This is a genomic window from Enterobacter cloacae complex sp. IR5450, assembly GCF_049238665.1.
GTDB classification, from domain to species: domain Bacteria; phylum Pseudomonadota; class Gammaproteobacteria; order Enterobacterales; family Enterobacteriaceae; genus Enterobacter; species Enterobacter hormaechei_C.
In genome coordinates this window covers 1-23,409 of sequence record NZ_JBMKIC010000052.1, presented here as the reverse complement: position 1 = coordinate 23,409, position 23,409 = coordinate 1, and the positions used below count along the sequence as shown (strand labels likewise).

Annotated in this window: 29 protein-coding genes and 1 pseudogene; 28 read left to right on the top strand and 2 right to left on the bottom strand. The window is 52.7% G+C overall.

Annotated features, from left to right (window positions below):
* From ACOTYB_RS23570 to ACOTYB_RS23495, 16 genes and pseudogenes are all read left to right on the top strand, one after another.
* A pseudogene (locus ACOTYB_RS23570) lies at positions 1-144 on the top strand (hypothetical protein); the annotation flags it as partial.
* Positions 145-176: 32 nt separating this feature from the next.
* A complete protein-coding gene (locus ACOTYB_RS23565; RefSeq protein WP_109174239.1) occupies positions 177-656 on the top strand; it encodes a DUF2280 domain-containing protein in 480 nt (159 codons plus the stop codon).
* The gene (locus ACOTYB_RS23560) at positions 643-2,121 is read left to right on the top strand and encodes a DNA-packaging protein (protein ID WP_058655828.1); all 1,479 of its coding nucleotides are present in this window, start codon (positions 643-645) and stop codon (positions 2,119-2,121) included. The genes ACOTYB_RS23565 and ACOTYB_RS23560 overlap by 14 nt, the downstream gene beginning before the upstream one ends.
* Before the next feature lie 15 nt (positions 2,122-2,136).
* The gene (locus tag ACOTYB_RS23555; protein WP_421765897.1) at positions 2,137-3,462 is read left to right on the top strand and encodes an anti-CBASS protein Acb1 family protein; all 1,326 of its coding nucleotides are present in this window, start codon (positions 2,137-2,139) and stop codon (positions 3,460-3,462) included.
* Positions 3,443-4,372, top strand: coding sequence for a phage minor head protein (locus tag ACOTYB_RS23550; RefSeq protein WP_129318861.1), 930 nt, complete (start codon positions 3,443-3,445; stop codon positions 4,370-4,372). The genes ACOTYB_RS23555 and ACOTYB_RS23550 overlap by 20 nt, the downstream gene beginning before the upstream one ends.
* 3 nt (positions 4,373-4,375) lie before the next feature.
* Positions 4,376-5,638 (top strand): hypothetical protein, encoded by a 1,263-nt coding sequence (locus tag ACOTYB_RS23545; protein WP_421765896.1) that lies wholly within the window; start codon positions 4,376-4,378, stop codon positions 5,636-5,638.
* Positions 5,639-5,650: 12 nt separating this feature from the next.
* Positions 5,651-6,112: a phage cement protein gene (locus ACOTYB_RS23540; protein ID WP_020838514.1), complete on the top strand. Its 462-nt coding sequence runs from the start codon at positions 5,651-5,653 to the stop codon at positions 6,110-6,112.
* A 12-nt stretch (positions 6,113-6,124) separates the two neighbouring features.
* A complete protein-coding gene (locus ACOTYB_RS23535; protein WP_421765895.1) occupies positions 6,125-7,222 on the top strand; it encodes a major capsid protein in 1,098 nt (365 codons plus the stop codon).
* Between the two features lie 10 nt (positions 7,223-7,232).
* Positions 7,233-7,517, top strand: coding sequence for a hypothetical protein (locus tag ACOTYB_RS23530; protein WP_421765894.1), 285 nt, complete (start codon positions 7,233-7,235; stop codon positions 7,515-7,517).
* A gap of 62 nt (positions 7,518-7,579) precedes the next feature.
* Entirely contained in the window at positions 7,580-7,981 is a 402-nt protein-coding gene (locus ACOTYB_RS23525) for a DUF7370 family protein (protein WP_421765893.1), read from the top strand.
* Positions 7,981-8,160: a DUF551 domain-containing protein gene (locus ACOTYB_RS23520; RefSeq protein WP_020838521.1), complete on the top strand. Its 180-nt coding sequence runs from the start codon at positions 7,981-7,983 to the stop codon at positions 8,158-8,160. Before ACOTYB_RS23525 ends, ACOTYB_RS23520 begins: the two co-directional genes overlap by 1 nt.
* The gene (locus ACOTYB_RS23515; RefSeq protein ID WP_022651014.1) at positions 8,153-8,515 is read left to right on the top strand and encodes a hypothetical protein; all 363 of its coding nucleotides are present in this window, start codon (positions 8,153-8,155) and stop codon (positions 8,513-8,515) included. The genes ACOTYB_RS23520 and ACOTYB_RS23515 overlap by 8 nt, the downstream gene beginning before the upstream one ends.
* A gap of 7 nt (positions 8,516-8,522) precedes the next feature.
* On the top strand, positions 8,523-8,960 hold the full coding sequence (locus ACOTYB_RS23510) for a hypothetical protein (RefSeq protein ID WP_042889545.1): 438 nt from the start codon (positions 8,523-8,525) through the stop codon (positions 8,958-8,960).
* On the top strand, positions 8,957-9,343 hold the full coding sequence (locus ACOTYB_RS23505; RefSeq protein ID WP_042889546.1) for a phage tail termination protein: 387 nt from the start codon (positions 8,957-8,959) through the stop codon (positions 9,341-9,343). Before ACOTYB_RS23510 ends, ACOTYB_RS23505 begins: the two co-directional genes overlap by 4 nt.
* 17 nt (positions 9,344-9,360) lie before the next feature.
* The gene (locus tag ACOTYB_RS23500; RefSeq protein ID WP_022651017.1) at positions 9,361-10,095 is read left to right on the top strand and encodes a phage tail tube protein; all 735 of its coding nucleotides are present in this window, start codon (positions 9,361-9,363) and stop codon (positions 10,093-10,095) included.
* Positions 10,096-10,133: 38 nt separating this feature from the next.
* Positions 10,134-10,787, top strand: a complete 654-nt coding sequence (locus ACOTYB_RS23495) for a DUF6246 family protein (protein WP_045332261.1) — start codon at positions 10,134-10,136, stop codon at positions 10,785-10,787.
* Between the two features lie 9 nt (positions 10,788-10,796).
* Here the strand turns inward: ACOTYB_RS23495 and ACOTYB_RS23490 are convergent, their stop codons facing one another.
* Complete coding sequence (locus ACOTYB_RS23490) at positions 10,797-11,240, bottom strand: Arc family DNA-binding protein (RefSeq protein ID WP_048248407.1); 444 nt, start codon at positions 11,238-11,240, stop codon at positions 10,797-10,799.
* Between the two features lie 126 nt (positions 11,241-11,366).
* Here ACOTYB_RS23490 and ACOTYB_RS23485 point away from each other — a divergent pair, with 126 nt between their 5' ends.
* The 7 genes from ACOTYB_RS23485 (at position 11,367) to ACOTYB_RS23455 (ending at position 17,052) form a co-directional block, all read left to right on the top strand.
* On the top strand, positions 11,367-11,534 hold the full coding sequence (locus ACOTYB_RS23485) for a hypothetical protein (protein ID WP_002462729.1): 168 nt from the start codon (positions 11,367-11,369) through the stop codon (positions 11,532-11,534).
* Between the two features lie 73 nt (positions 11,535-11,607).
* Positions 11,608-12,249, top strand: coding sequence for a P22AR C-terminal domain-containing protein (locus tag ACOTYB_RS23480; protein WP_023303620.1), 642 nt, complete (start codon positions 11,608-11,610; stop codon positions 12,247-12,249).
* Positions 12,250-12,333: 84 nt separating this feature from the next.
* Positions 12,334-13,107, top strand: coding sequence for an ORF6N domain-containing protein (locus tag ACOTYB_RS23475; RefSeq protein ID WP_395312669.1), 774 nt, complete (start codon positions 12,334-12,336; stop codon positions 13,105-13,107).
* A gap of 105 nt (positions 13,108-13,212) precedes the next feature.
* Positions 13,213-13,707 (top strand): type VI secretion system-associated protein TagO, encoded by a 495-nt coding sequence (locus ACOTYB_RS23470; protein ID WP_047596081.1) that lies wholly within the window; start codon positions 13,213-13,215, stop codon positions 13,705-13,707.
* A 61-nt stretch (positions 13,708-13,768) separates the two neighbouring features.
* The gene (locus ACOTYB_RS23465; RefSeq protein WP_421765898.1) at positions 13,769-16,528 is read left to right on the top strand and encodes a tape measure protein; all 2,760 of its coding nucleotides are present in this window, start codon (positions 13,769-13,771) and stop codon (positions 16,526-16,528) included.
* Entirely contained in the window at positions 16,528-16,875 is a 348-nt protein-coding gene (locus ACOTYB_RS23460) for a phage tail protein (protein ID WP_126497182.1), read from the top strand. Before ACOTYB_RS23465 ends, ACOTYB_RS23460 begins: the two co-directional genes overlap by 1 nt.
* 21 nt (positions 16,876-16,896) lie before the next feature.
* Positions 16,897-17,052: a hypothetical protein gene (locus ACOTYB_RS23455; protein WP_022651023.1), complete on the top strand. Its 156-nt coding sequence runs from the start codon at positions 16,897-16,899 to the stop codon at positions 17,050-17,052.
* Here the strand turns inward: ACOTYB_RS23455 and ACOTYB_RS23450 are convergent.
* Complete coding sequence (locus ACOTYB_RS23450; protein ID WP_126497183.1) at positions 17,031-17,228, bottom strand: hypothetical protein; 198 nt, start codon at positions 17,226-17,228, stop codon at positions 17,031-17,033. The genes ACOTYB_RS23455 and ACOTYB_RS23450 overlap by 22 nt on opposite strands.
* A gap of 165 nt (positions 17,229-17,393) precedes the next feature.
* Between ACOTYB_RS23450 and ACOTYB_RS23445 the strand changes: the two genes are divergently transcribed.
* The 5 genes from ACOTYB_RS23445 to ACOTYB_RS23425 all read left to right on the top strand — a co-directional run.
* Positions 17,394-18,098 carry a phage minor tail protein L gene (locus tag ACOTYB_RS23445; RefSeq protein WP_045339733.1) on the top strand — a complete coding sequence of 235 codons (705 nt, stop codon included), beginning with the start codon at positions 17,394-17,396 and terminating at the stop codon, positions 18,096-18,098.
* Complete coding sequence (locus tag ACOTYB_RS23440; RefSeq protein WP_104010147.1) at positions 18,098-18,817, top strand: C40 family peptidase; 720 nt, start codon at positions 18,098-18,100, stop codon at positions 18,815-18,817. Before ACOTYB_RS23445 ends, ACOTYB_RS23440 begins: the two co-directional genes overlap by 1 nt.
* Complete coding sequence (locus tag ACOTYB_RS23435) at positions 18,760-19,293, top strand: tail assembly protein (RefSeq protein WP_017385011.1); 534 nt, start codon at positions 18,760-18,762, stop codon at positions 19,291-19,293. Before ACOTYB_RS23440 ends, ACOTYB_RS23435 begins: the two co-directional genes overlap by 58 nt.
* Before the next feature lie 9 nt (positions 19,294-19,302).
* Entirely contained in the window at positions 19,303-23,088 is a 3,786-nt protein-coding gene (locus tag ACOTYB_RS23430; protein ID WP_421765892.1) for a phage tail protein, read from the top strand.
* A 1-nt stretch (position 23,089) separates the two neighbouring features.
* On the top strand, positions 23,090-23,409 hold a 320-nt coding region (locus tag ACOTYB_RS23425; RefSeq protein WP_421765891.1), incomplete at its 3' end, for a DUF6453 family protein.

The window sequence follows — 23,409 nt, the reverse complement described above, 5'->3', positions numbered from 1 at the left end:
GTCGAAGAATTCACTGGTGTCGTACGTCGATACGGTGCCAGCAAAGAAGTACAGGAGCTCGTTGATGCGGCCAATGCGCCAGCGGAAGTGGCTCACATCGATATAGCCAGGTCATGCGGCACATGCATGCTAAAGCTGGCCTAACAATATGACTGATTATGACAGGCAGGTAATCCATGGCGACACTGAAAGGTGAGGTCAAAGCCTTCATCGTTCAGTCCCTTGCCTGCTTCGATACTCCATCCCAGGTGGTTGAGCTGGTCAAAAAAGAATTTGGCCTGAGCATCACTCGTCAGCAGGTCGAATCTCACGACCCGACGAAAGCAAACGGCAGGGGGCTGGCGCAGAAGTGGGTGGACATGTTCAATGCCACCCGCGAGCGCTTCCAGAATGAAATCTCCGATATTCCGATCGCCAACAAGGCATACCGACTCCGCGTTCTCGACCGTATGGCAATGCGCGCCGAGGGCATGAAGAACCTCGCGCTTACTGCCGAGATCATCGAGCAGGCGGCGAAGGAATGCGGCGATGCCTACACCAATAAGCACAAGTTTGAACATTCCGGCCCGAATGGTGGCGCAATCCAGACGATCACCATGAGCAAAGAGGAATACAAATCCGCACGGCAGGAGATGATGGAGGATGACGACTGCTGAGCAAAGGGCGTTTGCCCGTAAGGTTGAATGCGAAGAGGACGGGCTCTATTACGCTCGTTACTTCTTCAAGCAGCGCACTGGCGGAAAGATGATTGTCGCGCCGCACCACAAGTTAATTCAACAGACGCTGGACCGCGTTATTGATGGCGAAATTCAGCGCTTGATCATCAACGTCCCGCCTGGGTACACGAAAACGGAGCTGGCGACCATCAACATGATGGGTCGCGGACTGGCGCTTAACTGCCGGGCCCGATTTATGCACCTGTCCTATTCGCATAACCTGGCGCTACTGAACTCCTCAACCGCACGCGGCATGATTAAGTCGCAGGCCTACCAGTCGATGTGGCCGATGTCGCTGCGCGATGACGCTGACAGTAAGGCGATGTGGTGGACTGAACACGGCGGCGGCGTTTATGCGTCGTCAGCTGCCGGGCAGGTTACCGGCTTTCGTGCCGGACATATGGAACCAGGATGGCAGGGCGCGCTGATTATCGATGACCCGGTAAAGCCTGATGACGCTTACTCTGAGATCGTCCGCGACGGGGTCAACAACCGTTTTAACGAGACAATCAAATCACGACTGGCGATCGAGACGACGCCGATGATTGTCATCATGCAGCGGATCCATTACCACGACCTGAGCGGCTATCTGCTGAGGGGCGGGAGTGGTGAGAAGTGGCATCACCTGAATCTGCCGGTGATTATCGACAATAGCCAACCATACGCTGCGCAGTATCCTGAAAACTCGCACGCTATACCGATTGACCATGGGCTGCCTGATGGCTGGTTGTGGCCGTTTAAGCACAATGAATCGCACCGCGTATCGCTGTTCTCTCACAGACGCACTGCCGAAGCGCAGTATATGCAGAAGCCTCGCAGGTTTAATGCTGAAGGAGCCCTGTGGACAGAAGTGATGATCAGCGCGGCACGCGAGCTGCAAATTCATCACGATAAGGTTCGCACTGTCGTGGCGATTGACCCACAGGCAACAAACAGCGACGAAAGCGATGAAACAGGCATTGTCGCTGCCAGCTCATATGGTGCCGGTGACAAAAAGCAGTTCTCTGTGGATGGCGATTACAGCGGCAAATATTCACCTGCTGGATGGGCAAAGAAAGCCATATCGGCGTATGAGCAACATGAAGCTGACGCGATAGTTATTGAGACGAACCAGGGCGGAGATATGGCGGAGGAGACACTCCGCAACGCCGGGTTCAAAGGTCGCATCATTCGTGTCCATGCCAGCAAAGGTAAGTATGCCCGCGCGGAGCCGATATCGGCGCTCTACGAACAGGGGCGAGTGGCAAATCACGGCAATCTCTACGTGTTGGAGAACCAGTTGATGGAATACATCCCCGCCACCGCGAAGAAATCACCTGACCGCCTCGATGCGATGGTTTACGCACTAACTGAACTGAATGGATCGCAACCTGTGGGGATGATGATTCCGAAACGCCTTCGCTAACCAAACGGACAAACCATGACTGACAAATTAACTCTCGCCGTCAACCATGCGTTGAACGATGCGCGGATGGCTCGCGCCCGTATGGGGCTGATGGCTCCAACGATGGGGCTGGACAATAAGCGCCATTCAGCATGGTGCGAGTATGGCTTCCCTGAGCAGGTAACATACGAAAACCTCTATGCTCTTTACCGTCGCGGTGGTATCGCTCACGGTGCCGTTGAGAAGCTGGTGGGCAAATGCTGGCAGACTAACCCGGAAATCATCGAGGGTGACGATGCCGACGAGAGCGAAAACGAAACCGCCTGGGAAAACAAGTCAAAGCAGGTATTCAACAACCGGTTTTGGCGCTCATTCTCTGAGGCGGACCGTCGCCGTCTTGTCGGTCGTTATGCAGGCATCCTTCTGCACGTCAATGACTCCCTCGCCTGGGATCAGCCTGTAACGAAAGGCAAGATGCTCCAGAAGGTTACTGTCGCATGGGCAGGCTCTCTGACAGTTGGTGATTGGGACACTGGCCTGAACTCGAAAACCTACGGACAGCCGAAGATGTGGCAGTACGCTGAACGCCTGCCGAATGGTTCAAGTCGCCGTGTCAACATCCACCCGGATCGGGTATTCATCCTTGGCGATTACTCGGAAGATGCCATTGGCTTCCTGGAGCCAGCATATAACGCGTTTGTGAGTCTGGAGAAGGTGGAGGGTGGTTCAGGTGAGTCATTCCTGAAGAACGCCGCTCGTCAGCTCAACGTTAACTTCGAAAAAGAAATCGACTTCAATAATCTCGCGTCACTTTACGGTGTGAGCATTGACGAATTGCAGGACAAGTTCAACGAAGTTGCTGGCGAAATTAACCGTGGTAACGATGTCCTGATGACAACGCAGGGCGCGACGGTTACGCCGCTTGTCACTACCGTGGCAGACCCTACGGCAACCTACAACGTTAACCTCCAGACGGCAGCTGCCGGCGTGGACATCCCGACGCGCATCCTTGTTGGTAATCAGCAGGCCGAGCGCTCCAGCACCGAAGACCAGAAATACTTCAATACTCGCTGCCAGTCTCGCCGTGGCGACCTGTCATTCGAGGTTGAGGACTTCTGCGACAAGCTGATCGAATTAAACATCCTCGATCCAGTTAGTCAGAAGACCGTTATCTGGGACGACCTCAACGCGCAAAGCGACAGTGAAAAACTGGATGCCGCTCAGAAGATGTCGCAAATCAACAGCGCTTCCATCGGCACGGGTGAGCAGGTGTTTACTGGTGAAGAAATTCGCGTGGCCGCCGGGTATGAGGGTTCGCCCGAACCACTTCCAGAGGTAGATGATGACGAAGAGGAAAGCTAAGTCACCGATACTTCCGGGAAACCTTAAAGACCCGACGGGTGCCGACCGACTTGAGCGCGGGGCAATGAGCGAGTTCGCCAGGCGAATGAAGCGAATTGGCACGGCGTACAAGGGCATTCTCGACCGCATTCCTGCATCGCCATCAGTAAACCAGCGTTACACCTTCGACCTCGATTCCACCCAGCTATCAATGCTCCTCAGCAATGCCTCATTGCTGGTGGATGAGATATTGGGTGCGGATAACGAGACGGGGTTCTGGTTCTGGACTGAATACGTTAACCCGGCTTATCAGCGCGGGACGGCGCAGGAGTTTGCCAATCTGGCGCAGCAGTCAGCAGTGTACGCTGCCGGACAGGAAAGCGTATCGACAATCCTTCTCAGCGAACCGTACCGACGCAGGCTGATTCTGGTTCGCGCTCGCACCTTCGAGGAAATGAAGAACCTCAGCGCCAGTGTGAAAGCAGATATGGCGCGGATACTGACCGATGGACTTGGGCGCGGACAAAATCCAATGGAGATAGCCAAGCGCCTTACTGAGCAGACGGGAATTGAGTCTCGCCGGGCTAATCGTATTGCCCGGACGGAGATTACCACCGCGCTGCGCCGTGCGCGCCTGGACGAAGACGACGAAGCCAGAGAACGATATGGCATCCGTACAAAGCAGATGCACATATCAGCGCTCAGCCCGACGACCCGAAGCACCCATGCCGCGCGTCACGCCCATCTGTATACCGCAGAAGAGCAGCGGGAGTGGTGGGCTAAGGATGCAAACGGAGTGAACTGCAAATGCTCCACGATCGCGGTTATGGTCGATGAAAGCGGCAAGCCGTTAAGTGACACCATCATCGATAAAGCTCAGAAAACATTTAACACAATGAAAGCCCGTGGCTACCAATGGGCTAAGGGTTAACTCATGTCAATGCAAGTTAATGTCACCTCGAAGGTGAACAGTAAGGCCATCCGGCGCGAACAGCACAACGGACGCGAGCACTGGGTTGTTCCTTCCTACACCCTTCCGGCGAACGTGGTCATGAACGGCGGTCTGTATCCGGCCAGTGAGATTGACCAGCACTACAGTGGCCTGGAGGGGACGCTGGCACCGCTTGGACACCCACAGGTCAACGGTCAGTTTGTTTCTGCTTTTAGTCCTGAGGGGCTGAATGTGGGTTATGTAGGGGCATGGAACAAAAACGTCAAGAAATCCGGCAACCGCGTCTACGTCGAGAAGTGGATCGACACAGAAGTGGCAAAGCGCACGGATGACGGAAAGCGCCTCCTTGAGCGTCTTGAAGCGCTGGAGAAAGGCGAGGATGTTCCGCCAATCCATACCAGCGTTGCCGTATTCCTTGAGGAGCTTGAAGCGAACGATGAGCAGAAAGCTCAGGGGGCTTCATGGGTTGCGAAAATTCACGCGATGGACCATGACGCCATCCTTCTGGATGAGGTTGGCGCAGCTACGCCAGAGCAGGGGGTGGGGATGATGGTGAATGCTGACCTTGCCACTCCACTGAAAGCTAATTCCGGCGCTCTGGTGGGGGAAACCTATCGCGAGCGTGAGCAGAGGCTGGAGAAGGCAGCGAAAGATAAATTCGCTCCCGGCGAGAAAGAATACGCCTGGGTAGCTGACTTCACTGACTCGCAAGCGGTAATCATGCTCAACAATGGCGAGCCGAAGGTTTACGGATACAAGTCTGAAGGCGGAAAGATTGTCTTTGATGATACCGGGACAGAGGTTCAGCGCCAGAGTTCATGGGTTGCTGTCGTCAACAAGCTCAAATCATTTTTCACACCGCAGGAACAGCCTGCACCAAACCACAAAACGGAGGGCGACATGCCTTTAACCAAAGAAGAACTGGAACAAATCGTCAGCATGATCGGCCAGGCTGTTGCGACCAATACAGAAGCGGCAATTAAGCCTCTCGCGGAAAAGGTTGATGCGCTGCAGGCCAATCAGAAGCAAATCGCGGAAACCCTGACTGCCAACTCTCGCGCCGAAGAGAAAACAAAGCGCGAAGCGGTGGCAAAAGTTCACGGCGAGATTGTGGCTAACGCCCTGTCTGGCGAAGCGCTGGATGCGATGTTTAAAACAATTGGTGAATCCGCGCCGCTGGGCACCAACTCTGCGCAACAGCAGAAAGAAGCCGGTGCGCCGAACCCTGACGAATATTTCAAATAAGGAGCCAGACTAATGGCACGTTATCGTCGCGTTAATATCGACGGTCAGTCTCTGTACAAGACCGAAACCCGCGCCGCCGCCGCAGCACTGCTGCCCGGCACGGCTGCTGTTATCAATGGCGACAATCAGTTTGCGCAGGCAACTGCGCTGACCGGTCGCATCTACATCATCGACGTGGCCTACCATCAGGGCTTGAATATCACAGAGGCTGTTCCCGCTGGTGATTCCGCTGTTGGCAACTACGTCGAAGAAGGCCGCGAGCTGGCGCTGCTCTGCGTCGCCGGAACCTACGCCAAAGACGACCCGATCAAGCTGGGCGCAGATGGTAAGTTCACGAAGGCAACGGCGGATACCGATTCGGTGATCGGCTACAGCCAGGATGATGCAACCATTGCCGCCAGCACTACCGATTTCATCCGCGTGCGCATGCGCGTTGGCACTGTAGCTGCACCGGCAACCGGCGGCGGCGAGTAAAGGAGAGCAAGAATGTATTTTACCCCCGAAACACTGGCTGCTAACAGCCGACTGCGCGGGCACTGGAATGAGCTGTGGGCCAACCGCAACATCTTCAACCATCATCACGACATGATGGTTAACTCATATCGCCAGAGCATGACCACGGAAATGCTGGCAGCTAACGCTGTAGGTGGCTTCGCCCGTGAGTTCTGGGCCGAGATTGACCGCCAGATTATCCAGATGCGCGATCAGGAAATTGGCATGGAAATCGTCAATGACCTGATGGGCGTGCAGACTGTGCTGCCTATCGGAAAAACCGCGAAGCTGTATAACGTGTCTGGCGATATCGCTGATGACGTTTCTATCAGCATCGATGGCCAGGCGTCGTATTCCTTCGACCACACGAACTTCGGTTCTGATGGCGACCCGATCCCGGTATTTACTGCCGGTTACGGCGTCAACTGGCGTCATGCTGCTGGCCTGAACACTGTTGGCATCGATCTGGTACTGGAGTCTCAGTCCGCGAAGATGCGCAAATTCCACAAGAAGCGCGTCAACTTCTATCTGAACGGCGACTCCAGCATTGTTGTTGATGGCCTGCCAGCTCAGGGCATGAAAAACCACCGCAATACGCAGAAGATCAACCTGGGCAGCGGAGCGGGCGGCGCCAATATCGACCTCAGCACCGCAACCCCGGCTCAGTTGCTGGCCTTCTTCGGCCCGACCGGACCGTTCGGCCTGACGGCTCGCCGCAACAAAGTTACCGCTTACGACAAGTTGTGGGTCAGCCCGGAAGTGTGGGCAAACATGGCGAAGCCGTATCTGGTAGACATCAACACCGGCACCAATGCCCTGTTGAGCGGAACCGTTCTGGATGCGATCAGCAAGTTCATTCCTGCGAAGTCCATCCAGATGTCCTACGCGCTGTCTGGCAATGAGTTCCTCGCCTATGAGCGTCGTCAGGACGTGATCTCACCGCTGGTCGGTATGGCCGTCGGCGTTGTCCCTCTGCCACGCCCGATGCCTCAGTCGAATTATAATTTCCAGATTATGAGCGCTGAGGGCTTGCAGATTAAGAAAGACGGCGAAGGCCTGTCCGGCGTGGTCTACGCCGCCAACCTGGCATAAGGAGATCGACATGGATAAATACCAGGTAATCAAAGCATGGCATGGCGTGAGCGTCGGTGATGTGGTTGAAATTGAGAAGCTGCATCCGTCGCTGAAGCCTCATGTGATTAAGCTCTCTGATGCGGCTTTAACCCCTGCAACACCTGACGCCGGTACCGGTGAGAAATCTCGCAAAGAAGTTATCCAGGATCGTCTGACTGAGCTGGGAATCGAGTTTAAAGGCAATCTTGGCGCTGAAAAGCTCAGTGAGCTGTTGCCAGATGGCGAACTCGAAAAGCTTTTCCCTGCTGAATAACAGCCGCCGCTAAGGCGGTTTTTTTATGCCCCGCTCCGGCGGGGTATTTCACGGAGTCGATAATGGTAACTCTCGAACAGGCGAAGGGGTATTTGCAAAGTCAGGGCGTTTCCATTCCCGATTTTGTTCTTCAGGCTCTCGTCGACCAGGCTAACAGCATACAGGAGTGTCTCGATGCGCATTATCCGGCATCAGTCGCGCTGCTGATTCAGCTCTATCTGCTGGCGCTTATGGGGCTGGCGCAAGGCGACAAGTATATCAGCTCGCAGACTGGCCCTAATGGTGCGTCACGCTCATTCCGGTTTCAGTCGTTTCCCGATCGATGGAAAGGGGCGCTGGCACTGTTGCGCGTCACCGATAAACACGGCTGCGCTAATGACCTCATCCCTCCAGACCCGACCAATACAGCTTTTGCTGGCATATGGATTGCCAGGGGTGGATGCATGTGTGGCGGGGGTCGGTGATGGGGTGGATATCGGTTAAGAAGCGGCTGCCGGAGCCTTTTGTCAAAGTCTGGGTGATGACCGACAGTGGTAAACGCGTTACCGGATACGTCAAAAGCAACGGTGACTGGTATCTGCTGTGCCGGAAGGTTGCGGCGGAGAATCCGGAGGTGATCCGGTGGGAGGATAACGGTGTCTGAAACAGCCGCATGGAGCTATACCAATGTTGCCACTGTTTACCCGCGCGTCTACGACGACTGGAACAGCACCTGGACAACCGGAACCCCCTACCTGATTGACTGCACCTGGACGGCAAACAATGAGGTTGCGGTAGATGCCAGCGGGAAAGAGTTCACCACGAACCTGATTTTCTTCACTGAACTGAAGCGCAATGGCATCGATGCGACCATGCCGAAGCGTGACTGGTATATCGCCAGAGGTGACACAACGGCACAGGCCGATCCGCTGAAAGCTGGTGCAAACGTCATCAAGGCGGTGACGGAATGGGATATGTCACCATTCGGCGAGGAGCCAGACTACAAAATTCTGACGTGAGGGGATCATGCCCGTAAAAGGTATCAAGCGTGTTCAGATGAACACCCGCAAGGTGCTGGCAGAAATTGCCGGGCCACGCACAGAAAGAGTGCTGACTGGGGTCATGATTGTCGGATCGTCTCACGCTGCGCTACTTACTCCCATTGACACATCCACGCTTATCAACAGCCAGTACAGAAAGCTTGAGCCAATGCCCGGCGGGATGCAGGGAAAGGTCGGTTACACGGCTGCATACGCTGCCGCCGTTCACGGTATGTCCGGTAAGCTAAAAGGTCAGCCGCGTGGACACTTCGGAAGAACTCGCGCTGGAAAAGAATTCGGCGGCGGCACCGGGAAGGGGAATTACTGGGATCCCGATGCCGAGCCGGGGTTCCTGACCAAAGGCTTTGAGCGTGACGGTCTCAACGAGATTAAGGCCATCATCAAGCAAGGGTACAAAGTATGACGCGTAGCGAAGTGTATGACGCGCTGAGAGCGTGGTTGCAGTCGCATGGCTTTGATGTTGGTTATCGCGTCCAGAAGCGATTCTGGAATGAGTTGGAGAATACCGAGGGGGAAAGATACCTTGTCATCCAGCAGAACGGTGGCGGCAAGCCAGAAGAAGCGATAACCCGCGATTATTTCCGCATCCTCCTCCTGTCAGGTCAGAACGACAGCGATATTAACCATGTTGAAGACCGCGCCGACGCCATCCGCCAGGCGATGATCGACGACTACAAAACCGAATGCATCATTTCGATGCAGCCAATAGGCGGCATCACCGCCATCCAGACCGAAGAAGGGCGTTACCTCTTCGATATTTCCTTTCAAACCATCATTTCCAGATAACACGGAGATAAATCACTATGGCGTGTGAATCGGGCGCTTTTACCGGGCGCGACGTCGTCGTTTATTACGCGATTGGATGCCCTGAAGTACAACCCACCGCCAGCGCTTACCGCCGACTCGGCATGATGCGCGGCAAAACAGTAAATGCAGAGTGGGAAACCGCAGATGCGACCGGCGACATGAGCGCTGCATTTACTCAGGAGAGCCTCGTTACCTACAAGAACATTTCGTTCTCAGGTGACGGTGTGACCCGCAAAGAGGATGTTTATGCGCAGAACGCGCTTAAGCGTCACGTCTACAACCCGCCAGCAGAGACCAGCAACCAGCCGTATGTGTGGTTCAAAATCATCTCTCCGAACGATATCACCGAAGGGCCGTTCATGGTGACATCATGGGGCGATGAGGCGCCGCACGACGACGTTGCCACCTGGTCTGTCGAAGCGTCCAGTGCCGGTCAGGTTGACGTGCGTGATGTTGGCGCGGTAATCACCATTACCACTCAGCCGCAAAACCGCACACTGACCGTAGGTGACGCGCTGAACCTGTCAGTTGCCGCGACGGTTTCTGATGGTTCTACGCTGGCTTACCAGTGGCAGAAAAACGGCAGTGATATCTCAGGTGCAACATCCGCAACGTACACCAAAGCGAGTGTGATTGCTGGTGATGCTGGCTCATACACCTGCCAGGTGTCATCCACCACGGCGGGTACCGTCACATCCGGTACTGCGACGGTTGTTGTCAACGCAGCCTGACACCAGGGGCTTCGGCCCCATTTTTTTTGAGAGGTTTCATGAAAGCAATAACCGATATCGGCCAGGCCATTGTCCGCTCTGGGGGCAAAGAGATATTCCTCAACCCGTCATTCCTCGCCATGTCTCGTATTGGGTCGCCGGAACAGATTGTTGATGCTTTCGTGAAGGTTCATGCCGGGCATTACCCGAAACACCGAATCTCCGATACTCAAATCCTGAAGGCGGCCAATGCCCGATGCTTTGCTGAAATGGCAGCATCTGCGGCAAACGTAGTACGGAATTGCTCTGAGGGTGATATTGCAGAGGTGATTGGTTCGTACTCGGTGAACGCAGAAGGACGGCTGCTGTTCAAGCCTGGGGTTATCCCAATCGAGGATGTTATCCAGCTTGCCCGCCACCTGATTCTGCATGGCGTAATGGGCGATCAGCCGCCGGAGGATTTCGAAGGAAAAAAAGGCGAATACAGTGACAAATTCGATGTACGGTCATTCGTCTACACCGCTGTTGCTCACCTCGGCATGAGCGAGTCTGATGCCTGGAACATGACAATGACCAGCTTCCGGGCTGCCATGAATGCCAAGTTCCCGCAGAAGGATAAAGGGAAGGTGCCAACCCAGGAGAAATACGACGAGGTTATGGACTGGGCAGAGCAGATGCTAGCGATGGATGCGCAGAGGCATGGGCCGCACTAAATGGCCCACTCAGGTGGGCTTTTTCTCAGGAATCTCAGCAGTGAAGCCGGTCACATCCCAAGTTTTTTCCCATATCTCATAACCAAGCTCTTTAAGGCGTAGGAAAGTTTTTTGGAAGACGGTATCGAAATCCTCATCGCTTAGCCCATCAAGCTCCAAATCATCAAGGTGGATATGGAAGGTGGTGTGACCAATTCTGACCTTTTTATTAATCTCAGAGAAAGTTCTTTTGAAAATTATCGCTGATAGCTCATCCCTTGCCTTGCTTACTATCTGAATAGCCTCTTCGGCAGAGATGACCTCATCATCTGACACTTCTGCCAAAAAGCTACCATCAAGCCTCTGCACAATTTCTGCATTCATTGAACGGTTGTTAACTTTGGCAGAGTCTTCAATTTTCTCTTTAAGTTCAACTGGAAGCCTGATTCGTAGCTGCGGATCTTCTCTGCTCATGTTCAGCGTTATGCCTACAAAAAATTCACAATAAGTAAATTATGCCCCACGGTGGGGTTGACAGCAATGACGCACGGTGTGACACTTCATAGGTGCCTCACGGTGGGGCATTTATTGGAGGGTTTAATGGAAAAGGCAAAAGATATGTACCAGCGCAAGGTTCGTTTCCCTGAGGACGTGCGTAAAGCAATCGAGAAGAACGGTGGAGATGAGTGTCGTCAGTTCAATACGGAACTGATTTACCAGCTGAGAAAGGTGTATGGATTGGCAGGTGAGAAAAGTGCTCAAGCATAAAAACGTTGAAGCCCAACGGTGGTCAGACCGTCAGGCTTCGGTATCGAACAAATCCGGCAAGGAAAATATCGACATGAATATTGTAGCAAAATCAGATTACAACTTCCAAGGATTCGCATTTAACCCAGTGACAGAAGGCGGGGCTATCTGGTTTACCTCCACCGAACTGGCGAAGGCACTCGGTTATAAAAAAACTGATGCCATCAGCCAAATTTATGCACGTAATGCTGATGAGTTTTCCGAGTCGATGTCATTGACACTCAATATGAAGGTCAACGGGATAAACAATAGCTTACGTAACAAATCGGTCAGGGTTTATTCACTTCGAGGCGCTCATTTGGTTGCGATGTTTGCCTCAACACCAAAGGCCAAAGATTTCCGACGCTGGGCGCTGGACATCCTGGATCGCGAGGTTAAGGACTCACCGATCGCCAAGCAGTTTTCTGATGAGGAGTTGGTGAGTCTTTGTTACTTGCAGCTCTGGATGGAAAAGAGCCAGCAGATCAGCAAGAAGCTCTATCCTGCGATGCGCGAACTGGGATCTGAACTTTCAGGCAAGCTACGCGATATCGCACATGAAACCAGGTACATGACGGACGAAACCAAAAAGATTTTACTCCGAGAAACACAAAACTTGGATAACACGAATTTTGTCGTAAGTAGCGCTCAGCCTGTGCTGGCAAAACTCCGCGGCGAAGACGGATGGATTCACTGATGGGCGCATGGGATGGCGCAAAAAGAAAAAGCCGATAGTTCGAGCTACCGGCTTCCTTTGAAACTTGTCATAAGGGTCCAACCAATGACTTCTTTAAATTTAGCAGTTCATGAACCAAATGTCGATCCCAAGCCACTGCCAGTGATTGAATGGAAGGGGTTGCGTGTTGTTACGACTGAAACGCTGGCCGCAGGTTATGGTTCTGATGAGGCTAATATTAGGAAAAACCTTTCGCGCAATGCCAGCCGCTTCATTGAGGGCATCCACATCTTCACCATTAAAGGCCAAGAGCTGAAGGATTTGCGAGTGACTAATAGTCACGCACAAATTTCGAGCAAAGCCCGCTCTGTTGTTTTTTGGACCGAAAAGGGCGCGGCCCGTATGTCGAAGATTGTTGATACTGACGAAGCATGGGCCTTTTTCGAACGCCTTGAGGATGCTTACTTCCGTCCAACTCCATCAATGGGTATCCCGCTGACCTATGAAGCAGCTCTGGAAGACCTCCTGACAAAAGTGAAAGAGAACCGCATTATTGCTGAACAGCGCGATCGTGCAGTTAAAGAGAAGCGCTGGATCTCTGAGAAACGCGAAGTAACCGCGATGGCAACAGCTTCCGCTGCTGTTCGTGCCAAAAACAAACTGGCGGAACGCATCGGGGAAGGAAAAAACTATGCCGCCATTATCCCGGTAGAGAAGAAGCTCGGACAGAAATTCAAATGGCAGCCACTGCGCAAGTGGTGCCGTGATAATGATGCTGAGCCACACGAGGTTGAAGACCCGCGCTTTGGTACTGTGAAATCCTGGCCTCGCGCTGCATGGATTGCCGTATATGGCGTAGACCTTCGCAAACTTTTCTAACTACAAATTTCCGTAGTGACAATCAAACCCGCTTAACTGCGGGTTTTGTCGTTACGCAAATCCCTGCTAGGATTAGTCCGATTCTATACTGATGGGAATAGGGATATGAAAAGACTTATTTTAGCTTTAGTCATTGGAGCATCGTTTTCTGCAAACGCTGGTGTAGAGAAAGTCGGTTCGTGGATTACCAAGTCAGAGACAAATAAGATGACTGACCAGACTGACTTCGTGGCTCTTAATACATCGCCTGACACCTACAACAAAGCGGGTTCAACCCGTGAGACAACTCTCGTACTGCGTTGCAGCGACAATAAGACGGATGTCTATTTATCATTCAGCGACTATATGGGGTCAGATAGCCCAAGAATAACAATGCGACTTGATGACGGAAAACCAGTTAAGAAAACGTGGGGTGGCGGGGAAGGCGGTGATGCGGCATTTGCTCCGCAGCCAATACAATTTATAAAGGAATTGGCTAAACATAAAAAAGTAATATTTGGTTTTGAACCTTACGGAACCACGATGCAAGTAGTTGAATTTGACCTGTCAGAAATTGATAAAGTTTTGGAAAATTTATCACAGGCTTGTAAGTGGAAATAAAAACACCATCTTAATAAAAACCCAGCACTCGCTGGGTTTTTTATTGCCCGGAGAAATTGGTATGACCCAGAACGTCGGTGATATTGAATACGTTATCAAAGCTGATACATCTCAGTTGCTGCGTGCTGATAAAGAAGTTAATGATGCAACAAGCGGCATGGAATCCGGGTTCAAGCGCACAGATAAGGCCGCAGAAAAAACGGGGAAAGCTATTGTTCGTGCGGCAGACGATGCAAGTGATGCGGCAAAGATTATCGAAAGGCTTGGTAACGAGATTGCGATATTAGAAGAAGCAAATGAAGGTGGAGCTAAGAGTGCGTCGATATTTGCGGCTCAACTTGCTGCTTCTGGTGATGCAAGCCAAAAACAAAAAGAAGAAATAGGTGCTCTAGCAGGAAAACTTTACGATCTGAGAGCGGCTGTTAAAGAAGCTGCAAAAGCCTCATCTGAATCAGCTAAACAGTCATCAAAGCAAGCCAGCGAAGCCGAGCGATTACGCTCAATAACTCAAAGCTTATCAAAGCAGATAGCGGTATTAAAAGAAGAACAACGTAACGGAGCAAGAAGCGCAGCCATGCTTTCAGCCCGCCTTCAAGCTGGCTCAAACGCGACAGCTGCTCAGCGTAGAGAGATTGGTGAACTAGCTGGGAAATTATACGATTTAAAAAACGCTCAGGATCAAGCAAGCAGATCTTCATCAGGACTGAAAGCAGGCCTAACCGCCATTGCTTCGGCTATCACCATTTCCCAGCTAGTCAGGTACGGAAAGCAATTCCTTGAAGTCGCAGATGCGATGATGCAACTTCAAGCCAGAATTGACAGGCTTTCGCCCAGCGCTGAAGAAGGGCGCAAAACCTTTTCCGCCCTTGCTGAGATGGCATCAGTCTCTGGCACCAGTTTGGCTGATACGGAAAAACTATGGGAGACGCTCACATCATCACTACAGAGTGCAGGAGCATCTAACGGCCAGATATTGCAACTCACTGATACACTACAAAAGATAGGCAAAATTGGTGGCTCATCTACTCAAGAAATGGCAAATGCACTGCGCCAGTTCGGCCAATCAATTGCGAGTGGGACGGTTAGGGCGCAGGAATTTAACTCAATAGTCGAGCAAATGCCAGAACTAGCACGGCAAATCGCTGCTGGTATGGGTATTTCGATGGATGAGCTTAGAAGATTAATGCTGGATGGTAAATTATCAGCAGAGGATTCTCTAAACGCTATTATCAGGCAGACAAATAGGGTTAACGACCAATTCAACAAATTACCTCGTTCTGTTGAGCAAGCCACAAACAGCATGTCGATATCGTTTCAAATGTTGGTTGGTGAAATTAATGATACGACTAACGCCAGCACTACAATGGTATCTGTCATTGATTCAATAACCGCGTCGATAGAAAGACTATCGGGGAAGGTTCCAAATGCCATTCAGCAAATTGCAGAACTTAGATCAGAAGCTGAGATGTATGCGCGGAGGGCCAGAACCTGGGGATGGCTTGGGTTTGGTGAGTGGCAAAAAGAAAATGAAGAAAAATCAGCAAAATTAACCGCTGAAGCTTGGGAAAAATCATCCAGAACAGGTTGGGAAGCTGCGCAAAAAGTAGCAAAAAATAGCAAGCCAATTGAGATTAAAACGGAATTAGCAGAAGACAACACCGGGGGGAAACAAAAGACAGGAGATAAAGCAGATTCTGCAACGCAGGCGCTTTTACGCCAACAGGCAGCTCTTGACCGCCTGAACACTGGGTATGCCGATGGCTCACTCGAATTAGCGAAATACGATGCTGTTGTTGCGCTTGGTAACAAAGCATCAGCAGAGCAGATCGCCAAAGCGGAACAGCAAGCTGAGTCCATCTGGAAAGTACAGCAGGCAACCAAAGCCGCAGCAGAAGAGGAAAGGAAGCGCACACAGGCCGGACAAAACTTTACCGGGTTGCAAGGGCAGGTATCACCAGTCGCCGCAGTAGATAACACTTACGCGCAGCAAATGGCGCAGCTTGACGAGTATGTGCAACTCTACCCACAAAGGATTGCAGAGGCTGAGGCTGTCCGCGCAGGAATCGAAGATCAGTATCACCAGAAACGCATGGCCGCAATGTGGGAGGAATGGCAGCAGCAAAGCGAGATTAATAGCATGCTTGGCGCGGCTGTAGATTCGCTTCAGGGCGGGGCGACCAATGCCATAACCGGGCTGATTAACGGCACTCAGAGCCTTCAGGAGTCCCTGGCAAACATCGGCACGACAATCCTCAACAGCGTTGTCGGTAGTCTGGTGCAAATGGGGATTGAGTGGGTCAAGAGCCAGTTAATGGGGCAGGCCGCTGCTGCTGCATCACTGGCATCGACAATGGCTCAGGCTACTGCAGCCGCTTCTGCGTGGGCGCCTGCCGCAATGAGCGCTTCTATCGCAACGATGGGGAGCGCCACTGCTATAGGGCAAACGGCTTATGCTGGCTCACTACTTGCAGCCAAAGGAATGGCCGTTGCTGGTGCGCGTTATAACGGTGGTCCGGTCGATGCCGGATCTCTGTATCGGGTCGGCGAGAAGGGTAAGCCAGAGATATTCCAGGCCAGCAATGGTAGCCAGTACATGATACCGGGTGATAATGGTCGGGTGATCAGCAACAAAGATGCGCTGGGGGGCGGAGGTGGTGGTGCTTCATTCAACCCCGTAATGAACCTGACGATAAATACCACTGGAGGAATTGGCGGTGAGGATATCGCAAGGCTGCGCAAAGCGTGGAGTAACGACATGCTGAAGATGATGGTAGACCAGAGCACTCGTCCCGGTGGTTTATTGCAAGGGAGGCGTAAGTAATGCCAGAAACATTCACATGGACACCGCAAAAGGGCTACAGCGTTGAACGCACACCCAACGTAGCCGTCGTTAAGCTCGGCGACAGTTACGAACAGCGACAGGTGAAGGGTATCAATCCACTGATGGATAAATACTCGCTCACCTTTCGCGGCGTCAGCGGCTCGTGCAGCAGCAACCCCGCGAAGGATGCAGAGGCATTCCTCAAGGCTAGAGGTGCGGTTGAATCGTTCTACTGGACGCCATCCGATACGGGAGTGCGGAAGCTGTTTGTCTGCCGCTCCTGGAATATGACAAAGACCGGGCCGCTGTTTGAACTGACGGCCACTTTTGAACAAGTACCACGATAAGCCGAAAGGCGGGAGACAGTTATGACTTTAGAACAACGTGTTGAAGAGTTAGAGGCTATGGTTGATTCAATGAAAGCACAGATGGAAGAAGTTATTAGCGCTCACACCTGTGCTTATAATCAAATCACTGCGAAATTAGATCAAATTGCCGTAATTCAAGCTGAACGCAAGGCTTGAATAGCAAGTTTTTCAATCTCACCGATGGTTTTATTCTTTATCTCATCTGGCGCTATATCTAGGTTTACCGAATGAAATTGGTCATTAGGGCCAATCAAATTAGCTTTTAATTTAAATGTATTTCCAGCGACCGCAAAAGAAATAAAGTCAATAGCGTTTAATTTAAATTCTGACATTATTTTTCCTTTATCAGAGGTAATCAGCCATCCCCCTTCGATGGTTACGCCAGTGTCCCACCACTGACGGGCTGAGCTTACACGTTAACCAGGGTTATCAGTAAGCAACATCCTGATATTCAAACAGTAGCCACCACTTGGTGGCTTTTTTTATGGGAGTTTGCCGTGCGCGACATACCAGCCAGTATGATTATTGATAGCGTCGACGCCGGAGTAGGCGCGTTTATCGACCTGTTCGAAGCCGACCTGCAACCCTTTGGCGGAGACCTTATCCGGTTTCATTCCGGCACCAATGGATATTACGGAAATGTGATCTGGAAGGGGAATCAGTATCAGGCGTACCCGATAGCAGTGGAAGGATTCGAGTCAAAGAACGAAGGCACATATGCCCGCCCGTCAATGGCGGTGGCGAACGTTACGGGTTTACTGACGGGCATAAACCATGACTTCGACGACATGCTTGGGGTGGTGATCACCCGCCGTCAGGTTCCGGTGAAATACCTGGACGCGGTGAACTTCCCCAATGGCAACCCTGACGCAGATCCGACGCAGGAAGCGGTTTCCCGTTACGTTGTTGAGGAGATGACGGAAGAGACGTTCGAGCAGGTGACCTACACGCTGGCGACACCGATTGACTGCGACAACGCTATCATCCCGGCGCGAACCATCCTTGCCGACGTCTGCCAGTGGCAGTATCGCGGCGTCGGGTGCGGATATGACGGGCCGCCGGTTGCAGATGAGCGCGACAATCCAACCACTGACCCGGCGAAAGATAAGTGCTCTCACCGCCGTAGCGGCTGCCGCTTCCGTTATCCACGACCGGAACCAATGCCAATCAGCAGCTTCCCCGGCTCTCAGAAGGTTTCATGATGCAGGAATTACTCGATTATGCGGCATCGTCGCAGGATGAGGTGTGCGGCTTAATCCTGGATGGCGGGCAGTTGTTCCGCTGTCGGAATGTTCACCCGGAACCTGGAAAGCACTTCCGAATCAGTGATGATGACTGGCTGGCGGCCGAGGAGGCTGGAGAGGTGACTGCGGTATTCCACTCTCACCCAATGAACAGCCCGGTTCTGTCCGGCGCCGACCGTAAATGCCAGGTTGCATCGGGCCTTCCATGGGTGCTGGCCTGTAACGGGAAAATCAGAACGTTCAGGCCGGTGGATTACCTTTTGGGGAGGCGGTTCGAGCACGGAGTGACTGATTGTTACTCGCTATTCCGAGATGCGTATCACCTGTGCGGCATTGACCTCCCTGACTTCGAAAGGACGAATGGCTGGTGGCTGAGAGGGGAGAATCTCTATCTGAACAACATGTCGCGCAATGGCTTCAATCAGGTATCGCCGGGAGAAGCGCTGCCAGGTGACGTAATAATCAGGCAGCCATTCCCCGGTGCCGACCCTTGCCACGCAATGATTCTGCTCGAAGACAATATGGTTCTTCACCACGATTGCTCAGGGCATTTAAGCCGGAGAGAGCAAATGCGCCCGGCATACGTTAAGCAGATGCATTCCATATGGAGACATGAACAGTGCTCATCTTTAAATTTGCAGGGCATTTACGCCGACATTTCCGCAAAGTCGAGCTGAACGTTGATACCCCTGCCCAGGGCATTCGTCTTTTGCTTGCTCAGAATCATGAGTTCAAAAAAGCATTCCTGAACGCCAGAGTAAGAATGCGAGTGGCGGGTGAGGATGTTGAAACGTCTTCGGTGCAGTGGCACATGGATCGGCGCCTGAAGGATGGCTCTGTAGTGCTGTTTGTCCCGGTGGTTGAGGGGGCGGGACTTGAGACCAGTACGATAGTTCTCATTGCCTCACTGGTGCTGTCTGCCGCCTCGGTTGCTTACTCCATCTACATGTCCCGGAACATGAAAAGCAAAACTTCAGCGGAAGCGGCCGAAACAAACACCCTCACGAATAACTCGTTTACCAGTGCAGAAAACAGGGTCGGGCAGGGACATCCCGTGCCGATACTGCTCGGTGAGATGGAGGTCGGCAGCAACGTAATAAGTCTCGGCATCGACACATCTAATAATTCCGACTGGGAAGAATCAATCAGCTAAGGTGGCGCTATGTCTTCAGGTGGCGGTAAAGCATCAACCCCAAAATTACTCGACGATAACCTCAAATCAAAACAATTCTATCGGGTACTTGATCTGATATCTGAGGGGCCAATCGCGGGCCCGGTGGATCAGGAACACCTGTCTTCATTCAAACTGAATAAGACGCCTATCACTGACTCGAACGGTAATGTCAACGTGAACGGCATTAGTGTTGCCTGGCGACCTGGATCGGAGACTCAGGAGCCAATCAACGGCTTCTCTGCAATCGAAGCGACGACCATTGTTAACACTGAGGTCACTTACGACACCCCGCTGGTTAGAACCGTGACAGATCAGGACGTGACCCGCGTTCGTTTTAACATCGGCGTCACCGGGCTCATGGAGCAGGACTCCAAGGGTAACCAGAAAAACACCTCTGTAACGATGGTTATCGAGACCAGAACTGGCTCGTCGGGCTGGGTCATGGAGAAGACGGTGACGATTACAGGGAAAATCTCTGGCGAGTACCTTGAGGCGCACGTCATTGATGCCCCCGACACCAAACCGTTTGATATCCGTGTTCGCCGCATTACGCCTGACAGCAGCAGCGATTTGCTGTCAAACGGGACTGTTTGGAACAGCTACAGCGAGATCACCGACGACAACCTTAGCTATCCGTTCTCTGCTGTTGCCGGCTCAGTCATCGACCGTGACCAGTACACCGACACGCCGAGCCGCACATATCATCTTCGCGGGCTGATCGTTGACGTACCGGATAACTACGATCCAATTGCCAGAACTTACTCCGGCCTGTGGACGGGTGGTTTCAAAAAGTCATGGACTAACAACCCGGCGTGGCTGTTCCGCGAGCTGGCGAAAAACACCCGATTTGGCCTGGCGAAACGCGCCGGATACATCGATGTTGACGATGGCGCACTCTACATTCTGTCGCAATATTGCGATCAGCTTGTAGATGATGGGTATGGCGGCAAAGAGCCACGCATGACGCTCAACGCCTACATCACAGAGCAGGCGAGTGCGCGAGACATTCTCGACAAGATAGCGAGCATGTTCCGTGGCATTGCGCTGTGGGACGGCCTGCGCCTGTCCGTAATGCTGGACGCGCCACAGGATCCGATTGCGACAATCACGAACGCCAACGTTGTGAATGGCGAGTTCAAACGAAGCTCTGTAAAGCGTTCAGAGAAATACAATGCCGTTGTAGTGTCCTGGACTGATCCTGACAACGGCTGGGAGCAGGTGAAAGAGTACGTTTCCGACGATGAGATGATAGCCAAAGGAAACTACAACGAAACCACTCTGGAGGCGTTTGGCTGCACCTCTCGCGGACAGGCATGGCGGGCAGGTAAATGGCTGCTGGAAACAGCAAAGCGTGAAAGCAGCAGGTTGTCTTTCCAGATGGCACGCGATGCTATCCACTTCACACCGGGTGATATCGTTGAGGTCATGGATAATGACTATGCAGGAACTCGCCTCGGGGGGAGGATTGTTTCTCATTCCGGGAAGGTGATAACGGTTGACGCGGTTGATTCCTCGGTAGTAACGAACGGATCCACTATGTCGATTATGGGGAGGGACGGAAAGTTCTCTCGCTATGAGATTGATGGCGTTAACGGAAACAACGTCACACTCAAAAACGAACCTGAATGGGTGAGGGCGGGAACTGTATTTGCCATTTCAACCGCAAGCGTTGCGATTCGCCTTTTCCGGATACTGAGCGTTGCCGAAACGGAAAACAACTCCGTCTACAGCATAACGGCCTCATTGCACGACCCCAACAAACAGGCCATCGTTGACGAGGGTGCAGTGTTTGAAGTTCCCAGCGATACGCTGAACGGCTACCGCGTGCCTAACGTGGAAAACCTGCGAATCCTGAACACAAACACCGAGACCGTCCAGGTTACAGCAACGTGGGAGACGGCAACCACCACTAAAAAGCTGGTGTTTGAGCTGTACATCTACAGTGCTGATGGGAAGCTGGTATCTCAGTACGAAACTGACCAGTTCCGGTATGAGTTTTACGGTCTGGCTGCCGGTAGCTACACGCTCGGCGTTCGTGGGCGCAATGAAAACGGGATGAAAGGCGCCGAAACTCAGGTGAGTCTTATTATAGGCGCGCCAAAGGCTCCTAACTCCGTTCAGTGGATACCCGGACCATTACAGGCCACTCTGGTGCCAGTTATGTCTGTAACGGCAACATCAGATACCTCTTTTGAGTTCTGGTACGCAGGCGAGACTCCGATTCCATTAACCGATGACATTGAGAACAAAACTCAATTCCTCGGAAGGGGGAACCAGTGGACCATTCAAAAGCTCAAGTTTGACCACGTCTATTACGTTTATGTCCGGACACGCAACGCGTTCGGGGTTTCTGATTTTGTTGAGGCTTCAGGAAAACCAACGGATGACTTTAGCGATATCACCGATGCAATCCTGGAGGAAATTAAGGAGAGCGATACCTTTAAAGACCTCATCGAGAGCGCCGTCGAGAGCAGTGAAAAGTTCGCAGAACTGGCTGATGCCATCAAAGATAACGCGGATGGTCTCGCGGCGGTGGTTGGCTCTAACAAGCAGACCGCAGAGGCAATCATCAGTAACGCACTTGCCATTGCTGATGTTGTTGTTCGTCAGACCGCCCAGCAGGACGCCAACTCTGCCACATTCGAGCAACTTCGGGAGGTGATCGCCACTGAGACGGAGGCACGCGTTACCGATGTCACCCGACTGGAGGCAAAGACTGCGGATAATGAAGCCGGTATTACTGATGTTCGCCAGGCGCTGGCCACTGAGACGGAGGCGCGAGCCTCTGAGGTTAGCCAGCTTACCGCAGCAACTAAGGCCGCCTCTGATAAAGCGGACTCAGCAGCTGAAGTCGGCGCGCAGAATACAGCCTCAATAACCGATCTTAGCCAGGTTGTCACAAACCTGGATTCCTCTATGGCGTCCCGGCTGGAGGAGCTGGGGGCTAAAACGGACAAGGCCAGTGGCGGCATTCAGAGCAACTCCATCGCGCTAATCACCAATACGCTTGCGCAGGTTAATCAGCGGATGACACTCAGCGCGCAGTACGGTGACAGTAAGGCCAGCATCGATCGCATTGACAGCGCCATGGCAAGCGACAGGGAGGCCACGTCGAGTTCACTGCTGAGGTTGGAGACGGATGTCAACGGCAACAAAGCATCCATCAACAGCCTGAACCAGACGTTCTCGAATTATCAGCAGGCCACGGCCACGCAGATAAACGGCATCACGGCGACCATCAACGGGCACACTTCAGCAATCAGCACAAACGCCCAGGCGATAGCAAGCGTTAGTGGCGACCTGAAGGCGATGTACAGCATCAAGGTTGCCGTGGACGCGAACGGAAAACAGTATGCCGCCGGAATGGGGATCGGTGTAGAAAACACTCCATCGGGCATGCAGTCGCAGGTGCTGTTCCTGGCGGATCGCTTCGCCGTCATGGCGCAGGCAGGGGGAGCGGTTACACTGCCGTTCGTTATCCAGAACGGGCAGGTGTTTATCCGGGAAACCTTGATTCAGGACGGCACCATCGGCAACGCCAAGATTGGCAACTACATCCAGTCATCAACCTGGGATGGGACAGGGAATGTCGGATGGCATATCAACAAGTCCGGATATGCCGTGTTTAACAACGTGACCGTCCGTGGCTCGATTTACGCCACAACGGGTAACTTTGGCTTCAGCGGGCCGAACAAGGCGACGGTGATAGACAGTAATGGTGTCACTATCAACCTGACCGGAGGCGGCCGTATCGTACTTGGAGAATGGACATAATATGCCAAGAGGACTACTGATTGACCTGAATGACGGCGGAAAGCGCATGGAGATAACGGCGGGCCTTCGGTGCCCGTCTTTTGGAGCCTACTTTGACGGTGGCTACCAGAAAGCCAAGTACGCTGATGTTGCCGGTTATGTTTCCGGGGCGCAGGTGCTGTTTATCCCTCACGCGACGGCTTACCTTGATTCAGGGCTGCTTCATAAAATGAACTCGGCCACCATATCTGGTGGCCGCGTGACGCAGAACTCCACGATGAAGGATGTAAGCATCAGTGAGCGTGAGAGTACGTACACGTTCCCCGGCAGCATCTGGCAGAT